Annotated in this window: 18 protein-coding genes; 3 read left to right on the top strand and 15 right to left on the bottom strand. The window is 69.8% G+C overall.

All coding sequences use genetic code 11. The annotated features are described in order from the left end of the window. A partial coding sequence (locus ABZ910_RS20015) for a transglycosylase SLT domain-containing protein (RefSeq protein WP_361366708.1) occupies positions 1 to 165 on the top strand: 165 nt, incomplete at its 5' end. Between the two features lie 94 nt (positions 166 to 259). Here the strand turns inward: ABZ910_RS20015 and ABZ910_RS20020 are convergent. Beyond that, on the bottom strand, positions 260 to 1,066 hold the full coding sequence (locus ABZ910_RS20020; protein WP_361366528.1) for an HAD family hydrolase: 807 nt from the start codon (positions 1,064 to 1,066) through the stop codon (positions 260 to 262). A 338-nt stretch (positions 1,067 to 1,404) separates the two neighbouring features. Between ABZ910_RS20020 and ABZ910_RS20025 the strand changes: the two genes are divergently transcribed. Further along, positions 1,405 to 2,688, top strand: a complete 1,284-nt coding sequence (locus ABZ910_RS20025; protein WP_361366711.1) for a fumarylacetoacetate hydrolase family protein — start codon at positions 1,405 to 1,407, stop codon at positions 2,686 to 2,688. A gap of 379 nt (positions 2,689 to 3,067) precedes the next feature. After that, a complete protein-coding gene (locus ABZ910_RS20030) occupies positions 3,068 to 4,006 on the top strand; it encodes a M56 family metallopeptidase (RefSeq protein ID WP_361366531.1) in 939 nt (312 codons plus the stop codon). Between the two features lie 27 nt (positions 4,007 to 4,033). Here the strand turns inward: ABZ910_RS20030 and recQ are convergent, their stop codons facing one another. The 14 genes from recQ to ABZ910_RS20100 form a co-directional block, all read right to left on the bottom strand. Further along, the gene (recQ, locus tag ABZ910_RS20035) at positions 4,034 to 6,028 is read right to left on the bottom strand and encodes a DNA helicase RecQ (RefSeq protein WP_361366714.1); all 1,995 of its coding nucleotides are present in this window, start codon (positions 6,026 to 6,028) and stop codon (positions 4,034 to 4,036) included. A 216-nt stretch (positions 6,029 to 6,244) separates the two neighbouring features. Continuing rightward, positions 6,245 to 7,894: an NADH-quinone oxidoreductase subunit NuoN gene (nuoN, locus tag ABZ910_RS20040; protein WP_361366534.1), complete on the bottom strand. Its 1,650-nt coding sequence runs from the start codon at positions 7,892 to 7,894 to the stop codon at positions 6,245 to 6,247. Further along, the gene (locus ABZ910_RS20045; protein ID WP_361366536.1) at positions 7,891 to 9,462 is read right to left on the bottom strand and encodes an NADH-quinone oxidoreductase subunit M; all 1,572 of its coding nucleotides are present in this window, start codon (positions 9,460 to 9,462) and stop codon (positions 7,891 to 7,893) included. The genes nuoN and ABZ910_RS20045 overlap by 4 nt, the downstream gene beginning before the upstream one ends. A 5-nt stretch (positions 9,463 to 9,467) precedes the next feature. Continuing rightward, the gene (gene nuoL, locus ABZ910_RS20050) at positions 9,468 to 11,363 is read right to left on the bottom strand and encodes an NADH-quinone oxidoreductase subunit L (RefSeq protein WP_361366539.1); all 1,896 of its coding nucleotides are present in this window, start codon (positions 11,361 to 11,363) and stop codon (positions 9,468 to 9,470) included. Positions 11,364 to 11,377: 14 nt separating this feature from the next. Next, a complete protein-coding gene (nuoK, locus tag ABZ910_RS20055) occupies positions 11,378 to 11,677 on the bottom strand; it encodes an NADH-quinone oxidoreductase subunit NuoK (RefSeq protein WP_071384283.1) in 300 nt (99 codons plus the stop codon). Beyond that, on the bottom strand, positions 11,674 to 12,516 hold the full coding sequence (locus ABZ910_RS20060) for an NADH-quinone oxidoreductase subunit J (RefSeq protein ID WP_361366543.1): 843 nt from the start codon (positions 12,514 to 12,516) through the stop codon (positions 11,674 to 11,676). The genes nuoK and ABZ910_RS20060 overlap by 4 nt, the downstream gene beginning before the upstream one ends. Then, the gene (nuoI, locus tag ABZ910_RS20065) at positions 12,513 to 13,115 is read right to left on the bottom strand and encodes an NADH-quinone oxidoreductase subunit NuoI (RefSeq protein ID WP_361366546.1); all 603 of its coding nucleotides are present in this window, start codon (positions 13,113 to 13,115) and stop codon (positions 12,513 to 12,515) included. The genes ABZ910_RS20060 and nuoI overlap by 4 nt, the downstream gene beginning before the upstream one ends. After that, on the bottom strand, positions 13,108 to 14,472 hold the full coding sequence (gene nuoH, locus ABZ910_RS20070) for an NADH-quinone oxidoreductase subunit NuoH (RefSeq protein WP_361366549.1): 1,365 nt from the start codon (positions 14,470 to 14,472) through the stop codon (positions 13,108 to 13,110). The genes nuoI and nuoH overlap by 8 nt, the downstream gene beginning before the upstream one ends. Further along, positions 14,469 to 16,973, bottom strand: a complete 2,505-nt coding sequence (locus ABZ910_RS20075) for an NADH-quinone oxidoreductase subunit G (RefSeq protein WP_361366552.1) — start codon at positions 16,971 to 16,973, stop codon at positions 14,469 to 14,471. Before ABZ910_RS20075 ends, nuoH begins: the two co-directional genes overlap by 4 nt. Continuing rightward, positions 16,970 to 18,322: an NADH-quinone oxidoreductase subunit NuoF gene (gene nuoF / locus ABZ910_RS20080; protein WP_361366555.1), complete on the bottom strand. Its 1,353-nt coding sequence runs from the start codon at positions 18,320 to 18,322 to the stop codon at positions 16,970 to 16,972. The genes ABZ910_RS20075 and nuoF overlap by 4 nt, the downstream gene beginning before the upstream one ends. Beyond that, positions 18,319 to 19,185 (bottom strand): NADH-quinone oxidoreductase subunit NuoE, encoded by an 867-nt coding sequence (gene nuoE, locus ABZ910_RS20085; protein WP_361366558.1) that lies wholly within the window; start codon positions 19,183 to 19,185, stop codon positions 18,319 to 18,321. The genes nuoF and nuoE overlap by 4 nt, the downstream gene beginning before the upstream one ends. Continuing rightward, positions 19,182 to 20,504 carry an NADH-quinone oxidoreductase subunit D gene (locus ABZ910_RS20090; protein WP_361366560.1) on the bottom strand — a complete coding sequence of 441 codons (1,323 nt, stop codon included), beginning with the start codon at positions 20,502 to 20,504 and terminating at the stop codon, positions 19,182 to 19,184. Before ABZ910_RS20090 ends, nuoE begins: the two co-directional genes overlap by 4 nt. Further along, a complete protein-coding gene (locus ABZ910_RS20095) occupies positions 20,501 to 21,256 on the bottom strand; it encodes an NADH-quinone oxidoreductase subunit C (RefSeq protein WP_361366562.1) in 756 nt (251 codons plus the stop codon). The genes ABZ910_RS20090 and ABZ910_RS20095 overlap by 4 nt, the downstream gene beginning before the upstream one ends. Further along, on the bottom strand, positions 21,253 to 21,807 hold the full coding sequence (locus ABZ910_RS20100) for an NADH-quinone oxidoreductase subunit B family protein (RefSeq protein WP_361366565.1): 555 nt from the start codon (positions 21,805 to 21,807) through the stop codon (positions 21,253 to 21,255). Before ABZ910_RS20100 ends, ABZ910_RS20095 begins: the two co-directional genes overlap by 4 nt. Positions 21,808 to 21,817: the final 10 nt, after the last annotated feature.

Below are 21,817 nucleotides of genomic sequence, written 5' to 3' on the forward strand. Positions count from 1 at the left end.
ATGCCCTCCAAGGGCCTGCTCCAGGTGATCAACCCGACGTTCAACGCGTACCACGTGTCCGGCACGTCCTGGAACATCTACGACCCGGTCGCGAACATCACGGCCGCGTGCAACTACGCCGCCGCCCGGTACGGCACGATCGACAACGTCAACGGCGCGTACTGACAGTCGGCCCCCTCTCCCAGGGGGCCCTCATACCCGCTGAGACCCCTAGGGCCCCTAGGGGTCTCAGCGGGTATCAGTGGGTAGTAGCGGGCCTTTAGGGAAACAGTCTCTCAAGGACGACGGCAATGCCGTCGTCCTCGTTCGACGAGGTGACCTCGTCGGCCACCGCCTTGAGATCAGGATGGGCGTTGGCCATCGCCACGCCGTGAGCGGCCCAGGCGAACATGGGGATGTCGTTGGGCATGTCACCGAAGGCGAGGGCCTGTTCGGCGCTCAGCCCGAGGTGTTCGGCGGCCAGCGCGAGTCCGGTCGCCTTGGTGATGCCGCACGGCTGCAGTTCCACGGTGCCGGGCCCCGACATGGTGACCGTCGCCAGGGAACCCACGACCGAGCGTGCCGTGTCGGCCAACTCGTCGTCGGACAGAGCGTGATGGCGCAGCAGCACCTTGCTGATGGGCTCGCACCACAGGTCGTCGCGCCGACGCACCCGTACGGCGGGCAGGGTCGGGTGCGGCATCCGGTAGCCGGGCTCGATGAGCGTGAGCCCGTCCACCCCGTCCTGGTCGACGGCCGCGTACACCTGCCCCACCTCGGCCTCGATCTTGCCGAGCGCGGTCGCGGCCAGCTCCCGGTCCAGGGTGACCGACCACAACAGACGGTCCGCCCCGGTGTCGTACACCTGCGCGCCCTGTCCGCACACCGCGAGCCCCGTGCAGCCGAGGGCGTCGAGCAGCGGCCGTACCCGCGGTGCCGGACGTCCGGTCACCACGAGGTGCCGGGCACCGGCCGCCGCCACCCGCGCGAGTGCGGCGAGGGAACGGTCGGAGAGGGTGTCGTCGCCACGCAGGAGCGTTCCGTCCAAGTCGGTGGCGACGAGTGAATACGCGGGAGGTGCGGCCATGATCAGAGAATACGGACAGCGCGCCACCCCTACTCACCCCACCGAACTCTCCCTCCCACTCCCTCCCTTCCGTTCCTCTCCTTTCCTCGGCCGCACGGGGTGCCCGGGGCTCCCCGAGGCTCAACCGCGCGCTGCCTCCAGGTGTTTGGCCAAGGCGCGGGGAGGCGAAATCCGTGCCGCAGACGAAACGCATGACCGGGCCGTACGACGCCGCGGCGGGCAGGCCGAAGCACTGCCCAAGCCATGCAATGCCCCCGTAACGTGTGCCGCGACCACATGGAACGTCGGCCCGCGCAGGGCACGGCTGAGAGTTGAGAGCGAGGCAGCACCCCATGTCCCTGCCCCCCTTCGACGTCCCCGAGGGCGATCCCTTCGGTCCGCACAACCTCCCGTACGGCGTCTTCTCCCCGCCCGGCAGTCAGGAGCGGACGGTCGGCGTCCGGCTCGGCGACCACGTGCTCGACGCGGGCGCGGCGGCGCGGGCGCTCGGCTCGCCGTACGCCGACCTGCTCGCCCGCCCCACCCTCAACCCGCTGCTGGCCGCAGGTCGTTCGACCTGGTCGGAGGTGCGGCGCGCGCTGACGGCGTGGGTGGCCGAGCCCGAGCACCGCGAGACGGTCGCGCCGCTCTTCCACCCCTTGTCCGCGGTCACCCTGCACCTGCCCTTCGAGGTCGCCGACTACGTCGACTTCTACTCCTCGGAGAACCACGCCCGGAACGTCGGACGCATCTTCCGCCCGGACGCCGAGGACTCGCTGACCCCCAACTGGAAGCACCTGCCGATCGGCTACCACGGCCGCTCCGGCACGGTCGTGGTGTCGGGGACCGATGTCGTACGGCCGTCGGGGCAGCGCAAGGCCCCGGGCGACGCCGCTCCCGTCTTCGGGCCGTCGGTCCGGCTGGACATCGAGGCAGAGGTCGGCTTCGTGGTCGGCGTGCCGTCGGAACTGGGCAAGCCGGTGGGGCTGGGCGACTTCCGCGAGCATGTCTTCGGGCTCTGCCTGCTGAACGACTGGTCCGCGCGGGACATCCAGGCCTGGGAGTACGTCCCCCTCGGCCCGTTCCTCGGCAAGTCCTTCGCCACGTCGGTGTCGGCGTGGATCACCCCGCTGGAGGCGCTGGAGGAGGCGCGCGTGGCACCGCCCGAGCGAACCCACCCGCTGCTGCCGTATCTCGACGATGCCCCCTCGGGTGCCGGCTCTGGTTCCGGGTCCGGCTCCAACTCCGGTTCTGCTTCCGGCTCGGGCTCCGGCTCCGGCTCCGAGCTCGGTGGGTACGACCTGCGCATCTCCGTCGCGATCAACGGCCATGTGGTGTCGGAGCCGCCGTTCTCCACCATGTACTGGACCGCCGCACAGCAACTGGCGCAGATGACGGTGAACGGCGCCTCTCTCCGGACCGGCGACCTGTACGGATCGGGGACGGTCAGCGGGCCGACGGAACGCGAACGCGGCTCCCTGCTGGAGCTGACCTGGAACGGACGGGATCCTCTCGAACTCCCCGAAGGCAAGCGGGCGTTCCTGGAGGACGGCGACGTGGTGACCATGTCGGCATGGGCACCGGGCGCGGGCGGGACGCGGGTCGGCCTGGGAGAGGTCACGGGGCGGGTGGTGTCGGGGTGACCGTTGGCGGTGACCGATGAGTAGTGATCGTTAACGGTGACTGGTGAGCGGTGAACCGTCAGCGGTGACTGGTGACGGCGGGCGGCTGTGACGGTGGGTGGGCCTGAGGCCGACCTGACAGCAATCGGGTGGGGCAAGGGGAGAGGGGGGAGGGGAGAGGGGAGCGGACGGGCAACCGGTTGTTCTCGACGCCTGACTGCTGCTGTCCGCCGACGTCATACTGGCGGTGAGGAAGGGGCGTTGAGGGTCGGCGTCGCCACCTGACGCGATCTCCGGGGCCCCCTCCCCCCTCCCCCACCCCGCCCCTCTCCCACCTCCCCCTCCACCCCGTTTCCACCCACCTCCACCCCACCTCCGACCAGGAACCGGAGCCCCCGGCATGACCCTCTGCCTGCTCCTGCTGAGCGTCGTCACCCTGGCGGCCGCCGTGCCGGCGCCGCGCGCGCTGGCCCGGGCGGCGTGGCCCGAGCGGGACCCCGTGGTCGCCCTGTGGGTGTGGCAGTGCCTGGTCGCCGCCGTCCTGCTGTGCTGCCTGGCCGCGCTGCTCCTGGGTGCCGCGGCCGTCTTCCACACCGTGCGCGATCAGGTGTTCGCGTCGGCGCCGCCGGCCGTCACCGCCGCCTACGACCTCTCCGCCGCCCCGGTCTGGGCCGACGCGCTCACCGTGCTGCTGGCCGGCGGTGCCGCGTGGACGACGGCGATGCTGGTCCGTGAGCTCGCACAGGCTCGGCGTCGCCGTGGGCAGACCCGCGCCCACCTGCGTGAGCGCGCCCCTGAGCTACCTCCCGGGCTGCCTGCCGCCCGGGGTCCCATGCTGGTGCTGGAGGACGAGTACCCGGACGCCTGGTGGATGTCGGGTCACCCGCCCCAACTGGTCGTCACCACCGGTGCCCTGCACCGCCTCACCGACCCTCAGCTGGACGCCGTCCTCACCCATGAGCGCGGACACGCCCGGGCTCACCACGACTGGCTGCTGCACCTCTCCGCCGCGCTGGGCGCGGGCTTCCCGCGGGTCCCCCTGTTCGCCCAGTTCTGCGACCAGACCCACCGGCTCGTCGAACTGGCCGCCGACGACACGGCGTCCCGCCGGTGCGGCCACCTCACCACGGCCCTGGCGCTGATCGAGCTCAACCAGCACCGCGGAGTCCTCTCGTGCGCCTCCAGCCGCCGCCTCCTCGGTGAGCGCGTGGACCGCCTCCTCGAACCCCCGCCGCGGCTGCCCCGCAGACGCCGGGCCCTGACGACGACCGTGGCCACGCTGGTGCCGCTGCTCCCGCTCCTGATCACGTTCGCTCCCGGGCTGACGGCGTTGTCCTGACGCCTGGGGACCGCGCCACCGAGGCCCCTATATCCAGTCGTCCGGTTCCGGCTCCATCTCCGGCTCCGCGTCCGGCTCGGGCCAGTCGTCGTCCGGTGCCCCGCCTCTCGCCGGTGCGGCGTCGGCCGCAGTGTCCAGGGAGGACAGCACCCCGAGCACGCCCTCTCCGTACGTCGTCAGCTTCTTCTCGCCGACGCCGCCCACCGTGCCCAGTTCCGCCACCGACCGGGGCCATGTGGTGACGATCTCCCGGAGCGTGGCATCGTGGAAGATGACGTACGCCGGGACGCCCTGCTCACGGGCCTGTTCGGCGCGCCAGGCGCGCAGCGCCTCGAAGGCGGGAAGCAGCTCGTCGGGCAGCTCGGCCGCGGCGGCCCTGGCCTTGCGTCCGCCCCGGCGGGACCCGGAGGACGAGGAGGACTCCCCGCCCGCGGACGTCGGCTTCTTCGGCTCCTTGCGCAGGGGCACCTCGCGCTCCCGCCGCAGTACGGCGCCGCTCTCCTCGGTGAGCGTCAGCGTGCCGTACTCCCCCTCGACCGCGAGCAGTCCCTGGGCCAGCAACTGCCGGATGACACCGCGCCATTCGCTCTCGGCCAGCTCCTCGCCGATGCCGAAGACGGACAGCTGGTCGTGGTCGAACTGGATAACCTTGCCCGTGCGCTTTCCGAGCAGGATGTCCACGATCTGCACCGCGCCGAACTTCTGTCCCCGCTCGCGCTGCAGCCGCACGACCGTCGACAGCACCTTCTGGGCCGCGATCGTGCCGTCCACGGTCTCCGGCGGGACGAGGCACGTGTCGCAGTTGCCACAGCCCGTCGGATCCGGGTCCTGGCCGAAGTAGGCGAGCAGCTGGCCGCGTCGGCACCGGGCCGTCTCGCACAGCGCGAGCATCGCGTCGAGGTGGGCGGAGGCCCGGCGGCGGAACGCCTCGTCCCCCTCGCCGGACTGGATCAGCTTGCGCTGCTGGACGACGTCGCCCAGCCCGTACGCCATCCAGGCGTTGGAGGACAGGCCGTCCCGGCCCGCCCGTCCCGTCTCCTGGTAGTAGCCCTCGATCGACTTGGGCAGGTCGAGGTGGGCGACGAAGCGCACGTCCGGCTTGTCGATGCCCATGCCGAAGGCGATCGTGGCGACCACGACCAGGCCGTCCTCCCTCAGGAACCGGGACTGGTGCGTCGCGCGCGTGCCCGCGTCCAGGCCCGCGTGGTACGGCACCGCATCGATGCCGTTGCGGGTCAGGAACTCGGCCGTCCGCTCCACCGATTTCCGGGAGAGGCAGTACACGATGCCCGCGTCGCCCTCGTGCTCCTCCCGCAGGAAGGCGAGTAGCTGCTTCTTGGGGTCGTCCTTGGGCACGATCCGGTACTGGATGTTGGGCCGGTCGAAGCTCGCCACGAAATGGCGGGCCGTCGGCATGTTCAGCCGCTGGACGATCTCCTGATGCGTCGCGCGCGTGGCCGTCGCCGTGAGCGCGATCCGCGGGACGTCCGGCCAGCGCTCGCCCAGCACCGACAGGGCCAGATAGTCGGGACGGAAGTCGTGGCCCCACTGGGACACGCAGTGCGCCTCGTCGATCGCGAAGAGAGCGACCTCGCCGCGGGCGAGGAGGTCGAGGGTGGAGTCCAGGCGCAGGCGTTCCGGGGCCAGGTAGAGCAGGTCCAGCTCGCCGGCGAGGAACTCCGTCTCGACCATGCGGCGCTCGTCGAAGTCCTGGGTGGAGTTGATGAACCCGGCGCGCACGCCGAGCGCCCGCAGCGCGTCCACCTGGTCCTGCATGAGCGCGATGAGCGGGGAGACCACGATGCCCGTGCCCCGTCTCACCAGCGACGGGATCTGGTAGCACAGCGACTTTCCGCCACCGGTCGGCATGAGGACGACGGCGTCGCCGCCCGCCACCACATGCTCGACGATCGCTTCCTGCTCGCCCCGGAAGGCCTCGTACCCGAAGACCTTGTGCAGCGTGGTCAGCGCCTCGCTCTCGGTCGACCCTGGCATCTCGCTGATCACGCCCGTCCCGCGCATTGTCGTGTCCCCCGTACGTCGTCCCTCGACCACTTCCTCCACGATAGGGGCCCGCACTGACAGCATCGGAGTTATCCACAGGACAGTCGGCGGGACAAACCGTGGAGCAGACCCTGGGGCAGGCCGCCGGCCCACTTGCCCGCGTGACCGCCCGCAGCACAGCGGCCCGGCACCCACATGAGGTGCCAGGCCGCTGCATAGGAGCCGGGTTCCGGGTCAGCGGACGAAGACGCTCGCCTGGCCCGCCAGGTCCAGGAAGTACTGCGGCGCCAGGCCGAGCACCAGCGTCACCGCGACGCCCACACCGATCGCCGCCATGGTCAGCGGCGACGGCACGGCGACGGTCGGGCCCTCCGGCTTGGGCTCGCTGAAGAACATCAGCACGATCACGCGGATGTAGAAGAACGCCGCGATCGCCGAGGAGATCACACCGATCACGACCAGCGGAGCGGCGCCGCCCTCGGCCGCCGCCTTGAACACGGCGAACTTCCCGGCGAAGCCGGAGGTGAGCGGAATGCCCGCGAAGGCGAGCAGGAACACCGCGAACACGGCCGCCACCAGCGGGGAGCGCCGCCCGAGCCCGGCCCACTTGGACAGGTGCGTCGCCTCGCCGCCCGCGTCGCGCACCAGCGTCACCACGGCGAACGCGCCGATCGTGACGAAGGAGTACGCGGCCAGGTAGAAGAGGACGGCCGACACGCCGTTCTTCGAGGTCGCGATGACACCGGCGAGGATGAAGCCGGCGTGCGCGATCGACGAGTACGCCAGCAGTCGTTTGATGTCGGTCTGGGTGATCGCGATGATCGCGCCGCCCAGCATCGTGACGATCGCGACGGCCCACATGACCGGCCGCCAGTCCCAGCGCAGCCCGGGCAGCACGACGTACAGCAGCCTGAGCAGCGCGCCGAAGGCCGCCACCTTGGTCGCCGCGGCCATGAAGCCGGTCACCGGGGTCGGGGCGCCCTGGTAGACGTCGGGCGTCCACATGTGGAACGGCACCGCGCCCACCTTGAACAGCAGGCCCATGACGACGAGCGCGGCGCCGATCAGCAGCAGCGCGTCATTGCCCATGGTGTTCGCCAGTGCCGGGTCGACACCGGTGACCGTGCCGTCGACGACCTGGGCGATCGTCCCGTACGACACCGAGCCCGCGTAGCCGTACAGCAGCGCGATGCCGAACAGGGTGAACGCGGAGGCGAAGGCGCCGAGCAGGAAGTACTTGACCGCGGCCTCCTGCGACATGAGCCGCTTGCGGCGGGCCAGCGCGCACAGCAGGTACAGCGGCAGCGAGAAGACTTCCAGGGCGATGAAGAGGGTCAGCAGGTCGTTGGCCGAGGGGAAGACCAGCATGCCCGCGACCGCGAACAGCAGGAGCGGGAAGACCTCGGTCGTGGTGAACCCGGCCTTCACCGCGGCCTTTTCGCTGTCACTGCCCGGCACCGACGCGGCCTGTGCCGCGAACGAGTCGACCCGGTTGCCGTGCGCCTCGGGATCCAGACGCCGTTCGGCGAAGGTGAACAGGCCGACCAGACCGGCCAGCAGGATCGTGCCCTGCAGGAACAGCGACGGGCCGTCGACCGCGATCGCGCCCATGGCCGCGATGTGCGCCTTAGTGGTGCCGTACCCGTCGGCCGCGAGCGCCACGACCGCCGCGAAGGCGGCGCAGAGCGCGACGACGGACACGAACACCTGGGCGTAGTAACGGGCTTTTCGCGGGACGAAGGCCTCGACCAGGACGCCGACGATCGCGGCACCGACCACGATCAGGGTCGGGGACAATTGTCCGTATTCGATCTTCGGCGTCTCGATCTTCGAGATCGGGTCGGCCGCGGTTGTCCACAGGCTGTGGACGGCTGCTGCGCTCACTGGGCCGCCTCCACCTCGGGCTTGGGGTCGGTCTGATGTACGTCGGACATGGTCTGCTGGACCGACGGGGTGACGATGTCCGCCACGGGCTTCGGGTAGACGCCCAGGAAGATCAGCAGCACGATCAGCGGCGCCACGACCAGCAGCTCCCGCGCCCGCAGGTCGGGCATCGCCGAGACCTTCGGCTTCACCGGACCGGTCATCGTCCGCTGGTAGAGGACGAGCGTGTAGAGCGCGGCCAGGACGATGCCGGAGGTGGCGATGATGCCGACCGCCGGGTAGCGCGTGAACGTGCCGACGAGGACCAGGAATTCACTGACGAACGGCGCGAGTCCCGGCAGCGAGAGCGTCGCCAGGCCGCCGATCAGGAACGTGCCGGCGAGCACCGGAGCGACCTTCTGCACGCCGCCGTAGTCGGCGATGAGCCGCGAGCCGCGCCGGGAGATCAGGAATCCGGCCACCAGCATCAGCGCCGCGGTGGAGATGCCGTGGTTGATCATGTAGAGCGTCGCCCCGGTCTGGCCCTGGGTCGTCATGGCGAAGATGCCCATGATGATGAAGCCGAAGTGCGAGATCGAGGCGTAGGCCACCAGCCGCTTGATGTCCCGCTGCCCGACCGCGAGCAGTGCGCCGTAGATGATGCTGATGAGCGCGAGGACGAGGACGACGGGCGTCGCCCACTTCGACGCCTCCGGGAACAGCTGGAGGCAGTAGCGGAGCATCGCGAAGGTGCCCACCTTGTCAACGACCGCGGTGATGAGGACCGCGACCGGGGCGGTGGACTCCTGCATGGCGTTGGGCAGCCAGGTGTGCAGCGGCCACAGGGGCGCCTTCACCGCGAAGGCGAAGAAGAAGCCCAGGAACAGCCAGCGTTCGGTGTCCGTCGCCATGTGCAGCGTGCCGTTCGCGCGGGCCTGCGCGATCTCCTGGAGGCTGAAGTTCCCGGCGACCACGTACAGACCGATCACCGCGGCCAGCATGACCAGACCGCCGGCCAGGTTGTAGAGCAGGAACTTCACCGCCGCGTACGACCGCTGTGTCGCGGCCGCCTCCTCCCCGTGCTCGTGGGCACGGTCGCCGAAGCCGCCGATGAGGAAGTACATCGGGATCAGCATGGCTTCGAAGAAGATGTAGAAGAGGAAGACGTCGGTGGCCTCGAAGGAGATGACCACCATCGCCTCGACGGCCAGGATCAGCGCGAAGAAGCCCTGGGTCGGACGCCAGCGGCGGCTGCCGGTCTCCATCGGGTCGGCGTCGTGCCAGCCCGCGAGGACGATGAACGGGATCAGCAGGGCGGTCAGCGCGATCAGGGCGACGGCGATGCCGTCGACGCCCAGCTCGTAGCTGACCCCGAAGTCCTTGATCCAGGGGTGGGATTCGGTGAGCTGGTAGCGGGCGCCGTCCGGGTCGAAGCGGACCAGGACGACGATCGCCAGCGCGAGCGTGGCGAGCGAGACCAGCAGCGCCAGCCACTTCGCGGCGGTGCGCCGCGCGGCCGGTACGGCGGCCGTGGCGACCGCCCCGAGGGCCGGGAGCACCGCCGTCGCTGTCAGCAGGGGAAAGGACATCGGTATCAGACCGCCCTCATCAGCAGGGTCGCGGCGACCAGGAGTGCCGCACCGCCGAACATCGAGACCGCGTAACTGCGCGCGAAGCCGTTCTGCACCCGCCGCAGCCGTCCGGACAGGCCGCCGACGGCGGCCGCCGTGCCGTTGACGACACCGTCGACCAGGGTGTGGTCGAGGTAGACCAGCGAGCGCGTGAGGTGCTCGCCGCCGCGCACCAGGACCACGTGGTTGAAGTCGTCCTGCAGCAGGTCTCGCCGGGCGGCCCGGGTGAGCAGCGACCCCCGCGGGGCGACGACCGGGACGGGCTTACGGCCGTACTGCAGATACGCCAGGGCGACACCGACGACCAGTACCGCCATGGTGGCCAGGGTGACCGTGAGCGCGCTGACCGGAGAGTGGCCCTCCGTGTGCCCGGTGACCGGCTCCAGCCAGTGCAGGAAGAGGTCGTCGAAGCTGAACAGGCCGCCGGCGAAGACCGAGCCGAAGGCGAGCACGATCATCGGGATCGTCATGACCTTGGGCGACTCGTGCGGGTGCGGCTCGTTGCCGTGCTCGTCGGGCTGCCAGCGCTTCTCGCCGAAGAAGGTCATCAGCATCACGCGCGTCATGTAGAAGGCGGTGATGGCCGCGCCGAGCAGGGCCGCGCCGCCGAGGATCCAGCCCTCGGTGCCGCCCTTGGCGAAGGCCGCCTCGATGATCTTGTCCTTGGAGAAGAAGCCGGACAGGCCCGGGAAGCCGATGATCGCGAGGTAGCCGAGGCCGAAGGTGATGAACGTGATCGGCATGTACTTCCTCAGGCCGCCGAACTTCCTCATGTCGACCTCGTCGTTCATGCCGTGCATGACCGAACCGGCGCCGAGGAACAGCCCGGCCTTGAAGAATCCGTGCGTCACCAGGTGCATGATCGCGAAGACGTAGCCGACGGGGCCGAGGCCCGCGGCGAGGATCATGTAGCCGATCTGCGACATGGTCGAGCCGGCCAGCGCCTTCTTGATGTCGTCCTTCGCGCAACCGACGATCGCACCGAACAGGAGCGTGACGGCACCGACGACGGTGACGACCAGCTGCGCGTCCGGTGCGGCGTTGAAGATCGGCGCGGAGCGGACGATCAGGTAGACGCCCGCGGTCACCATCGTCGCGGCGTGGATGAGGGCCGAGACCGGGGTCGGGCCCTCCATCGCGTCCCCGAGCCAGGACTGCAGCGGCACCTGGGCGGACTTGCCGCAGGCGGCCAGCAGGAGCATCAGGCCGATGGCGGTGAGCCTGCCCTGGCTCGTGTCGCCGACGTGGCCGAAGACCGGGCCGAAGGCGAAGGTCCCGAACGTCGCGAACATGATCATGATCGCGATCGACAGACCCATGTCGCCGACGCGGTTGACCAGGAAGGCCTTCTTCGCCGCCGTGGCCGCGCTGGGCTTGTGCTGCCAGAAGCCGATCAGCAGGTACGACGCGAGGCCGACGCCCTCCCAACCGACGTACAGCAGCAGGTAGTTGTCGGCGAGGACGAGCAGCAGCATCGCCGCGAGGAACAGGTTCAGATAGCCGAAGAAGCGGCGGCGGCGCTCGTCGTGCTCCATGTACCCGACCGAGTACAGGTGGATCAGCGAGCCGACGCCGGTGATCAGCAGGACGAAGGTCATCGACAGCTGGTCGAGGCGGAGGGTGACGTCCGCCTGGAAGCCGGCGACCGGGATCCAGCTGAACAGGGGGTCGATCAGGGTGCGGTGCTCGGGGCTCTTGCCCAGCAGGTCGGCGAAGAGGATCACGCCGAGCACGAAGGACACGGTCGACAGCAGCGTGCCGATCCAGTGGCCGACGGCGTCCAGGCGCCGGCCGCCGACCAGCAGGACGGCCGCTCCGAGCAGGGGCGCCGCGATCAGCAGCGCAATCAGGTTCTCCACGATTCAGCGACCCCTTACAGCTTCATCAGGCTGGCGTCGTCGACCGAGGCCGAGTGGCGGGTACGGAACAGCGACACGATGATCGCGAGCCCGACCACGACCTCCGCGGCGGCGACGACCATCGTGAAGAAGGCGATGATCTGGCCGTCGAGATTGCCGTGCATCCGGGAGAAGGTGACGAACGCGAGGTTGCAGGCGTTGAGCATCAGCTCGATGCACATGAACACCACGATCGCGTTGCGCCGGATCAGCACGCCGGTGGCGCCGATCGTGAACAACAGGGCTGAGAGATAGAGGTAGTTGACAGGGTTCATTTCGACGCCTCCTCGGACCGCTTGAAGTTCGCCGGCTCGATCGCCGTACGCTCCAGGCGTTCCTCCGCGCGCTGTTCCAGGGCCCGCAGGTCGTTGAGGGCCTCCGCCGACACGTCACGGATCTGGCCGCGCTGGCGCAGCGTCTTGCTGACCGTGAGCTCGGACGTGGTGCCGTCGGGCAGCAGACCCGCGATGTCCACGGCGTTGTGCCGGGCGTAGACGCCGGGGGCGGGCAGCGGCGGCACGTGCTTGCCCTCGCGCACGCGCTGCTCGGCCAGCTCGCGCTGGGTCTTGGCGCGCTCGGTGCGCTCGCGGTGGGTGAGCACCATGGCGCCGACCGCGGCCGTGATGAGCAGGGCGCCGGTGATTTCGAAGGCGAAGACGTACTTGGTGAAGATGAGGGCCGCGAGGCCCTCGACGTTGCCGTTCGCGTTCGCCTGGCCGGTGCCGGCGAAGTCCTTCAGGGAGGCGTTCGCGATGCCCGCGCACAGCAGCACGCCGAAGCCGGCCCCGCACAGAAGGGCCAGCCAGCGCTGGCCCTTGATGGTCTCCTTCAGCGAGTCCGCGGCCGTGACGCCGACGAGCATCACCACGAACAGGAAGAGCATCATGATCGCGCCGGTGTAGACGACGATCTGCACGATGCCCAGGAAGTAGGCGCCGTTGGCGAGGTAGAACACCGCCAGGGTGATCATGGTCCCGGCGAGGCAGAGCGCGCTGTGCACGGCCTTCTTCATGAAGACGGTGCCCAGGGCGCCGAGTACGGCGACGGTGGCGAGGACCCAGAACTGGAAGGCCTCTCCGGTGGAGGTGGAGTAGGCGGCGAGCTGCGCGCTCATGCGTCCGCCCCCTGTTCTTCAGGCCTCTCGCCCTTGGAGAGGGCGACCTGGCGCTCCGTGCCGGGCGCGGCCTCCGTCACCAGGCCCCGGTAGTAGTCCTGTTCGGTCATCCCCGGGAAGATCGCGTGCGGGGTGTCGACCATGTCCTCCTCGAGACCGGCGAGCAGCTGCTCCTTGGTGTAGATGAGGTTGGCGCGGCTGGAGTCCGCCAGCTCGAACTCGTTGGTCATCGTGAGCGCGCGCGTGGGGCACGCCTCGATGCACAGGCCGCACAGGATGCAGCGGGCGTAGTTGATCTGGTAGACGCGGCCGTACCGCTCGCCGGGCGAGTAGCGCTCCTCGTCGGTGTTGTCGGCGCCCTCGACGTAGATGGCGTCGGCCGGGCAGGCCCAGGCGCACAGCTCGCAGCCGACGCACTTCTCCAGGCCGTCCGGATGGCGGTTGAGCTGGTGCCGTCCGTGGAACCGCGGAGCCGTGGTCTTCTTCTGCTCCGGGTACTGCTCGGTCAGCCGCTTCTTGAACATGGCCTTGAAGGTCACGCCGAAGCCGGCCACGGGGTTCAGGAAACCGGGTGCGGTCTCCTTGGGCTCCTCAGCCATCGGACGCCTCCTTTCCATCCGAAGATCCGTCACTGACAGGGTCCGACCCGCCACTGACAATCAGCTCCCGCTCCCGGCGCGAGCGACGCCGGGGCACCGGCGGCACCTGCTGTCCGGGCAGCGGCGGTACGGGGTAGCCGCCGGCCATCGCGTCGAACCCGGCCGCCCGGTCGGCGGGCTGCTCGGCCGTCTTCGCCTTCTCGCGGAACATGTCGACGACGAACGACACCAGCAGCAGGGTCAGGACACCGCCGCCCACATAGAGGGCGATGTCGGCGAAGTCGTAGTGCTCGTTGCGCAGGGCCCGCACGGTCGCGACGAGCATCAGCCAGGTCACGGACACCGGGATGAGGACCTTCCAGCCGAGCTTCATCAGCTGGTCGTAGCGGACGCGCGGGAGCGTGCCGCGCAGCCAGATGAAGAAGAACAGCAGCAGCTGGACCTTGATGACGAACCAGAGCAGCGGCCACCAGCCGTGGTTCGCGCCCTCCCAGAAGCCGCTGATCGGCCAGGGGGCGCGCCAGCCGCCGAGGAACAGCGTGGTCGACACGGCCGAGACCGTCACCATGTTCACGTACTCGGCGAGCATGAACATCGCGAACTTGATCGACGAGTACTCGGTGTTGAAGCCGCCGACCAGGTCGCCCTCGGACTCCGGCATGTCGAAGGGGGCGCGGTTGGTCTCGCCGACCATCGTGATGATGTAGAGGATGAACGAGACCGGCAGCAGCAGGATGTACCAGCGGTCGTGCTGCTGCTCGACGATCGTCGACGTCGACATCGACCCCGAGTAGAGGAACACGGAGGCGAACGCGGCGCCCATGGCGATCTCGTACGAGATCATCTGCGCGCAGGAGCGGAGGCCGCCGAGCAGCGGGTACGTGGATCCCGAGCTCCAGCCCGCCAGCACGATGCCGTAGATGCCGACCGAGGCGACCGCGAGGATGTAGAGCATCGCGATCGGCAGGTCGGTGAGCTGCATCGTGGTGCGCTGGCCGAAGATCGAGATCTCGTCGTCGGCCGGCCCGAAGGGGATCACCGCGATCGCCATGAAGGCCGGGATGGCCGCGACGATCGGCGCGAGGACGTACACCACCTTGTCCGCGCGCTTGACGATGATGTCTTCCTTGAGCATCAGCTTCGCGCCGTCGGCGAGCGACTGGAGCATGCCCCAGGGGCCGTGCCGGTTGGGACCGATGCGCAGCTGCATCCAGGCGAGGACCTTGCGCTCCCAGACGATGGAGAACAGCACGGTCACCATCAGGAAGGCGAAGCAGAACACCGCCTTGACGACGACCAGCCACCACGGGTCGTGGCCGAACATCGACAGGTCTTCAGCGGCGAGGTACGGGCTCATGCCTCCACCTCCTTGGGGGCCTCACCGGCAAGCGCCGCCGGGCCGATACGGACGAGGGAACCGGGCAGCGCGCCGGTGTCGGAGGCGACGCCCCCGCCGACGGAGTTCAGCGGAAGCCAGACCACGCGGTCGGGCATCTCGGTGATCTGCAGCGGGAGTTCGACGGCCCCGGCGGGGCCGGTCACCGCGAGGACGTCGCCGTCCTCGACGCCCGCTTCGGCGGCCGTCGCGGCCGACACGCGCGCGCGTGCCGCGTGCCGGGTTCCGGCGAGCGCCTCGTCGCCCTGCTGCAGGGCGCCCTGGTCGAGCAGCAGCCGGTGCCCGGCGAGCACGGCCTCCCCGGCGGCCGGACGCGGCAGCACCCTCCCGGTCTCCAGCGGTTCGGAGGCGTACGGTCCGCCCCAGGTACCGAGCCGGTCCAGCTCCGCGCGCGTGGTGCGCAGATCCGGCAGCCCCAGGTGGATGTCCATGGCGTCGGCCAGCATCTGCAGCACGCGCGCGTCGGTCGGCGCGAGTCCGCGGGGCATCTGGTCGGGCTTGAGCGCCGCCTCGAAGAAGCGGACCCGGCCCTCCCAGTTGAGGAAGGCGCCCGCCTTCTCGGCGACCGCGGCGACGGGAAGTACGACGTCGGCCTGCTCGGTGACCTCGCTGGGCCGCAGCTCCAGCGCCACCAGGAAGCCGACCTCGCCAAGCGCCTCACGCGCGCGCGTCGGGTCGGGCAGGTCGGCGATCTCCACTCCCGCGACCAGCAGCGCCTGGAGCTCGCCGCTCAGGGCGGACTCGATGATCCGGCCGGTGTCCCGCCCGTAGCGCAGGGGGAGTTCGGCCAGGCCCCAGGCCGCGGCGACCTCCTCCCGCGCGCGCGGGTCGGTGGCCGGGCGTCCGCCGGGCAGCAGCGACGGCAGCGCGCCCGCCTCGATCGCGCCGCGCTCCCCGGCCCGGCGCGGGATCCACACCAGCTGGGCGCCGGTGGCGGTGGCGGCCCGTACGGCGGCGGTGAGACCGCCGGCGACCTCGGCCAGCCGCTCACCGACGACGATCACCGCACCCTCGGCGCGCAGCGCCTCGGCGGCCTGCGTACCGCCCTCCTCCAGGCCGACGCCGCTCGCGAGTGCGTCCAGCCACTCGGTCTCGGTGCCGGGAGCGGCCGGCAGCAGCGTGCCGCCCGCCTTCTCCAGGCCCCGGGTGGCGTGCGTGGCGAGCGAGAACACCCGCTGCTTGTGGCCTCGCCAGGCCTTGCGCAGCCGCAGGAAGACGCCGGGCGCCTCCTCCTCCGACTCGAATCCGACCAGCAGCACCGCGGGCGCCTTCTCCAGCGACGTGTACGTGACGCCCGTACCGTCGAGGTCGCGTCCGCGGCCGGCGACCCGGGCCGCCAGGAAGTCCGCCTCCTCGCTGCTGTGCACGCGCGCGCGGAAGTCGATGTCGTTGGTGTCGAGGGCCACGCGCGCGAACTTGCTGTAGGCGTAGGCGTCTTCGACGGTCAGCCGGCCCCCGGTGAGGACACCGGTCCTGCCGCGCGAGGCCAGCAGCCCCTGGGCGGCGATCCGCAGCGCCTCCGGCCAGGAGGCCGGTTCGAGCTCACCCTCGGCGTTGCGGACCAGGGGCGTCTGAAGCCGGTCCCGCAGCTGCGCGTACCGGAACGCGAAGCGTCCCTTGTCGCAGATCCACTCCTCGTTGACCTCGGGGTCGTTCTCGGCGAGCCGCCGCATCACCTTGCCGCGCCGGTGGTCGGTGCGGGTGGCGCAGCCCCCGGCGCAGTGCTCGCACACCGACGGCGAGGAGACCAGGTCGAAGGGGCGGGAGCGGAAGCGGTACGCCGCCGACGTCAGCGCGCCGACCGGGCAGATCTGGATCGTGTTGCCGGAGAAGTACGACTCGAAGGGGTCGCCCTCACCGATGCCGACCTGCTGGAGCGCGCCCCGTTCGAGCAGCTCGATCATCGGGTCGCCGGCGATCTGGTTGGAGAAGCGGGTGCAGCGGGCGCACAGCACGCACCGCTCGCGATCGAGTAGCACCTCGGTGGAGAGCGCGACGGGCTTCTCGTACGTCCGCTTCTTTCCCTCGAAGCGCGACTCGGCGTTGCCGTGCGACATGGCCTGGTTCTGCAGCGGGCACTCGCCGCCCTTGTCGCAGACCGGGCAGTCCAGCGGGTGGTTGATGAGCAGCAGCTCCATCACACCCTTCTGGGCCTTCTCGGCGACCGGCGAGGTGAGCTGCGTCTTCACCACCATCCCGTCCGTGCACGTGATCGTGCAGGACGCCATCGGCTTGCGCTGGCCCTCGACCTCGACGATGCACTGGCGGCAGGCACCGGCCGGGGCGAGCAGGGGGTGGTCGCAGAAGCGGGGGATCTCGATGCCGAGCTGCTCGGCGGCGCGGATGACCAACGTGCCCTTGGGCACGCTGATCTCCACGCCGTCGATGGTCAGCGTGACGAGGTCCTCCGGCGGGACCGCCGCCTCTCCCCCTCCTGAGGGAGCGCTGGTGGTCACGGTCATGCGTTCACCTCCGGGCGGTCGGCCCAGGCCGTCGACTTTGCCGGGTCGAAGGGGCAGCCCCGGCCCGTGATGTGCTGCTCGTACTCCTCGCGGAAGTACTTGAGCGAGGAGAAGATCGGCGAGGCGGCGCCGTCGCCGAGGGCGCAGAACGACTTGCCGTTGATGTTGTCGGCGATGTCGTTCAGCTTGTCGAGGTCGGACATCACGCCCTTGCCGGCCTCGATGTCGCGCAGCAACTGCACGAGCCAGTACGTGCCTTCACGGCAGGGCGTGCACTTGCCGCAGGACTCGTGGGCGTAGAACTCGGTCCAGCGGGTGACGGCGCGCACGACGCAGGTCGTCTCGTCGAAGCACTGCAGGGCCTTGGTGCCGAGCATGGAACCGGCGGCGCCCACTCCTTCGTAGTCGAGGGGGACGTCGAGGTGCTCGTCGGTGAACATCGGCGTCGAGGAGCCGCCCGGCGTCCAGAACTTCAGCCGGTGGCCGCGCCGCATCCCGCCGCTCATGTCGAGGAGTTGGCGCAGCGTGATGCCGAGCGGCGCCTCGTACTGGCCGGGGCTCGCGACATGGCCGCTGAGCGAGTAGAGCGTGAAGCCGGGGGACTTGTCGCTGCCCATCGACCTGAACCAGTCCTTGCCGTTTTTCAGGATGGCGGGAACTGACGCGATCGACTCGACGTTATTCACCACAGTCGGACAGGCGTAGAGGCCTTCCACCGCAGGGAAGGGGGGACGGAGCCGCGGTTGACCACGGCGGCCCTCGAGCGAGTCGAGCAGCGCGGTCTCCTCACCGCAGATGTACGCGCCCGCACCCGCGTGCACGGTGATGTCGAGGTCGAGTCCGCTGCCCAGGATGTTCTCGCCGAGGAATCCCGCCGCGTAGGCCTCGCGCACGGCCTCGTGCAACCGCCGCAATACGGGGACGACTTCACCACGCAGATAGATGAAGGCATGCGACGACCTGATGGCGTAACACGCGATGATCATGCCCTCGATGAGGCTGTGCGGGTTCGCGAAGAGGAGCGGGATGTCCTTGCAGGTTCCGGGCTCCGATTCGTCGGCGTTGACAACTAGATAGTGCGGTTTTCCATCCCCCTGGGGAATGAACTGCCACTTCATTCCCGTCGGGAATCCCGCGCCGCCGCGTCCGCGCAGACCGGAGTCCTTGACGTACGCGATCAGGTCGTCCGGCGACAGGGCGAGCGCCTTGCGGAGCCCCTCGTATCCCTCGTGCCTTCGGTAGACGTCCAGCGTCCAGGAGCTGTCCTCGTCCCAGAAGGCCGACAGCACGGGTGCGAGCAGCTTCTCGGGGCTGGTGTTGTCCTTGAGTTCGGGTGCCACCGTCATCACTCCCCCTCCTCGGCGGTAGGCCCGGCCGGGTGGTCGGGGTCGGAGGCCGATGTGTCCAGCGGCGCGTCGTGGGAGCTGAGGTGCTCGGCCGGCGACGGCTCGTGCACGGCCCTGTCCTGCGCCTCGTCGTGCGGTCCGCCGTCCCGCGGATGCACCACGCGCGCGGCCTCTCCCTTGGCCAGGCGGAGGCCCACCAGCGAAGCGGGTCCCGCGCTTCCGCCCTCCTCGACGGCCCCGGGCCGCTCGTCGGGGAAGCCCGCCAGGATCCGGGCGGTCTCCTTGAAGGTGCACAGGCGCGCCCCGCGCGTGGGCTCGACGGGGCGTCCCGCACGCAGGTCGTCGACGAGGCGCGTGGCGCTCCCCGGGGTCTGGTTGTCGAAGAACTCCCAGTTGACCATCACGACCGGCGCGTAGTCGCAGGCCGCGTTGCACTCGATGTGCTCCAGGGTGACCTTGCCGTCCTCGGTGGTCTCGCCGTTGCCGAGGCCGAGGTGCTCCTGGAGGGTCTCGAAGATCGCGTCGCCGCCCATGACCGCGCACAGGGTGTTGGTGCAGACGCCCACCTGGTAGTCACCGCTCGGCCTGCGCCGGTACATCGAGTAGAAGGTGGCGACCGCGGTGACCTCGGCGGTGGTCAGGTCCAGCATGTCCGCGCAGAACCGCATCCCGGTGCGCGTGACATGGCCCTCCTCCGACTGCACCAGGTGCAGCAACGGCAGGAGCGCGGAACGGGAGTCGGGGTAGCGCGCGATGATCTCGCGGGCGTCCGTCTCCAGCCGGGCGCGGACGTCGTCCGGATACGCGGGGGCGGGCAGTTCGGGCATGCCCAGGCTGACGCCCCGCTCCGAAGAACTGGTGGTCACCGGTCGACGCCTCCCATCACGGGGTCGATGGACGCGACGGCGACGATGACGTCGGCGACCTGGCCGCCCTCGCACATCGCCGCCATGGCCTGCAGGTTGGTGAAGGACGGGTCGCGGAAGTGGACCCGGTAGGGGCGGGTGCCGCCGTCGGAGACGGCATGCACGCCGAGCTCGCCCTTGGGCGACTCGACAGCCGTGTACGTCTGTCCCGGCGGGACGCGGAAGCCCTCGGTGACCAGCTTGAAGTGGTGGATCAGGGCCTCCATGGAGGTGCCCATGATCTTCTTGATGTGGTCGAGGGAGTTGCCCAGCCCGTCAGGACCCAGGGCGAGTTGGGCGGGCCAGGCGATCTTCTTGTCGGCGACCATGACCGGTCCGGGCTGCAGCCGGTCCAGGCACTGCTCGACGATCCCGAGCGACTGGCGCATCTCCTCCAGGCGGATCAGGAAGCGGCCGTAGGCGTCGCAGGTGTCGGCGGTCGGGACGTCGAAGTCGTACGTCTCGTAGTCGCAGTACGGCTGCGTCTTGCGCAGGTCGTGCGGCAGGCCGGTGGAGCGCAGGATCGGGCCGGTGACGCCGAGGGCCATGCAGCCGGCCAGGTCGAGGTAGCCGACGTCCTGCATGCGGGCCTTGAAGATGGGGTTCCCGGTGGCGAGCTTGTCGTACTCCGGGAGGTTCTTCTTCATCTTCTTCACGAACTCGCGGATCTGGTCCACCGCGCCGGGCGGCAGGTCCTGGGCGAGTCCGCCGGGGCGGATGTACGCGTGGTTCATCCGAAGGCCCGTGATGAGCTCGTAGAGGTCGAGGATCATCTCGCGATCACGGAATCCGTAGATCATGATCGTGGTGGCGCCGAGCTCCATGCCGCCGGTGGCGATGCACACCAGGTGGGAGGACATCCGGTTCAGCTCCATCAGGAGCACCCGGATGATCTTGGCTCGCTCGCTGATCTGGTCCTCGATGCCCAGGAGCTTCTCGACGGCGAGACAGTAGGCGACCTCGTTGAAGAAGGACGTCAGGTAGTCCATGCGCGTCACGAACGTGGTGCCCTGGGTCCACGTGCGGTACTCGAGGTTCTTCTCGATGCCGGTGTGCAGATAGCCGATGCCGCAGCGGGCCTCGGTGACCGTCTCGCCCTCGATCTCCAGGATCAGGCGGAGCACCCCGTGGGTGGAGGGGTGCTGGGGCCCCATGTTGACGACGATGCGCTCGTCGTCGGCGCGGGCCGCGGACTGGACGACCTCGTCCCAGTCGCCACCGGTGACCGTGTAGACGGTGCCCTCGGTGGTTTCCCGGGCAGATGCTGACTGCGTGCTCACGAGTACGACCTCCGCTGGTCCGGAGCCGGGATCTGGGCGCCCTTGTACTCGACGGGGATGCCGCCGAGGGGGTAGTCCTTGCGCTGCGGATGGCCCTGCCAGTCGTCCGGCATCATGATCCGCGTCAGGGCCGGGTGACCGTCGAAGACGATCCCGAAGAAGTCGTAGGTCTCGCGCTCGTGCCAGTCGTTGGTCGGATAGACGGAGACCAGGGACGGGATGCGCGGATCGGCGTCGGGGGCGCTGACTTCGAGGCGGATCAGCCGGTTGTGGGTGATCGAGCGCAGGTGGTAGACGGCGTGCAGCTCGCGGCCCTTGTCGTGCAGGTAGTGGACACCGCTGACGCCGGTGCACAGCTCGAAGCGCAGGGCCGGGTCGTCACGCAGGGTGCGGGCGACCCGGACCAGGTGCTCGCGCTCGATGTGGAAGGTGAGCTCGTCGCGGTCGACGACCGTCTTCTCGATCGCGTTCTCGGGGACGAGGCCCTGTTCCTCCAGCGCGCCCTCGAGCTCGTCGGCGACCTCGTCGAACCAGCCGCCGTACGGGCGGTTCGCCGGACCCGGGAGGCGGACCGAGCGGACCAGCCCGCCGTAACCCGAGGTGTCGCCGCCGTTGTTGGCGCCGAACATGCCGCGCTGGACGCGGATCTCCTCGCCGCCCTGGCCACGCTGGCCGGGGAGGTTGGAGGCGGAGAGGTCCTTCTCGGGGTTCGCCCCGTTCGCGGGCCCGTTGGCCCCGTTCGCGTCGCTCACCGCAGCAGCCCCTTCATCTCGATCGTGGGCAGGGCCTGGAGCGCCGCCTCCTCCGCTTCGCGGGCCGCCTCCTCGGCGTTGACGCCGAGCTTGGAGGACTGGATCTTCTGATGGAGCTTGAGGATCGCGTCCATCAGCATCTCGGGCCGGGGCGGGCAGCCGGGGAGATAGATGTCGACCGGGACGACGTGGTCGACGCCCTGGACGATCGCGTAGTTGTTGAACATGCCGCCCGAGGAGGCGCAGACGCCCATGGAGATCACCCACTTCGGGTTGGGCATCTGGTCGTAGACCTGCCGCAGCACCGGCGCCATCTTCTGGCTCACCCGGCCCGCGACGATCATGAGGTCCGCCTGGCGCGGTGAGCCGCGGAACACCTCCATGCCGAAGCGCGCCAGGTCGTAGCGGCCGGCGCCGGTCGTCATCATCTCGATGGCACAGCAGGCGAGTCCGAACGTGGCGGGGAAGACGGACGCCTTGCGTACCCAGCCGGCGGCCTGCTCGACCGTGGTCAGCAGGAAGCCGCTCGGCAGCTTTTCTTCGAGTCCCATGTCCTAAGGC

It is taken from the genome of Streptomyces sp. NPDC046805, from assembly GCF_040645355.1.
In the GTDB taxonomy this organism is placed as follows: Bacteria; Actinomycetota; Actinomycetes; order Streptomycetales; family Streptomycetaceae; genus Streptomyces.

Excerpts from the sequence above, each read along its gene's own strand:
- ABZ910_RS20100 (WP_361366565.1), bottom strand. The coding sequence starts at position 21,807 with ATGGGACTCGAAGAAAAGCTGCCGAGCGGCTTCCTGCTGACCACGGTC.
- ABZ910_RS20030 (WP_361366531.1), top strand. The coding sequence starts at position 3,068 with ATGACCCTCTGCCTGCTCCTGCTGAGCGTCGTCACCCTGGCGGCCGCC.
- nuoI (WP_361366546.1), bottom strand. The coding sequence starts at position 13,115 with ATGGCTGAGGAGCCCAAGGAGACCGCACCCGGTTTCCTGAACCCCGTG.
- nuoK (WP_071384283.1), bottom strand. The coding sequence starts at position 11,677 with ATGAACCCTGTCAACTACCTCTATCTCTCAGCCCTGTTGTTCACGATC.
- ABZ910_RS20075 (WP_361366552.1), bottom strand. The coding sequence starts at position 16,973 with ATGACCGTGACCACCAGCGCTCCCTCAGGAGGGGGAGAGGCGGCGGTC.
- nuoH (WP_361366549.1), bottom strand. The coding sequence starts at position 14,472 with ATGAGCCCGTACCTCGCCGCTGAAGACCTGTCGATGTTCGGCCACGAC.
- ABZ910_RS20045 (WP_361366536.1), bottom strand. The coding sequence starts at position 9,462 with ATGTCCTTTCCCCTGCTGACAGCGACGGCGGTGCTCCCGGCCCTCGGG.
- recQ (WP_361366714.1), bottom strand. The coding sequence starts at position 6,028 with ATGCGCGGGACGGGCGTGATCAGCGAGATGCCAGGGTCGACCGAGAGC.
- ABZ910_RS20020 (WP_361366528.1), bottom strand. The coding sequence starts at position 1,066 with ATGGCCGCACCTCCCGCGTATTCACTCGTCGCCACCGACTTGGACGGA.
- ABZ910_RS20060 (WP_361366543.1), bottom strand. The coding sequence starts at position 12,516 with ATGAGCGCGCAGCTCGCCGCCTACTCCACCTCCACCGGAGAGGCCTTC.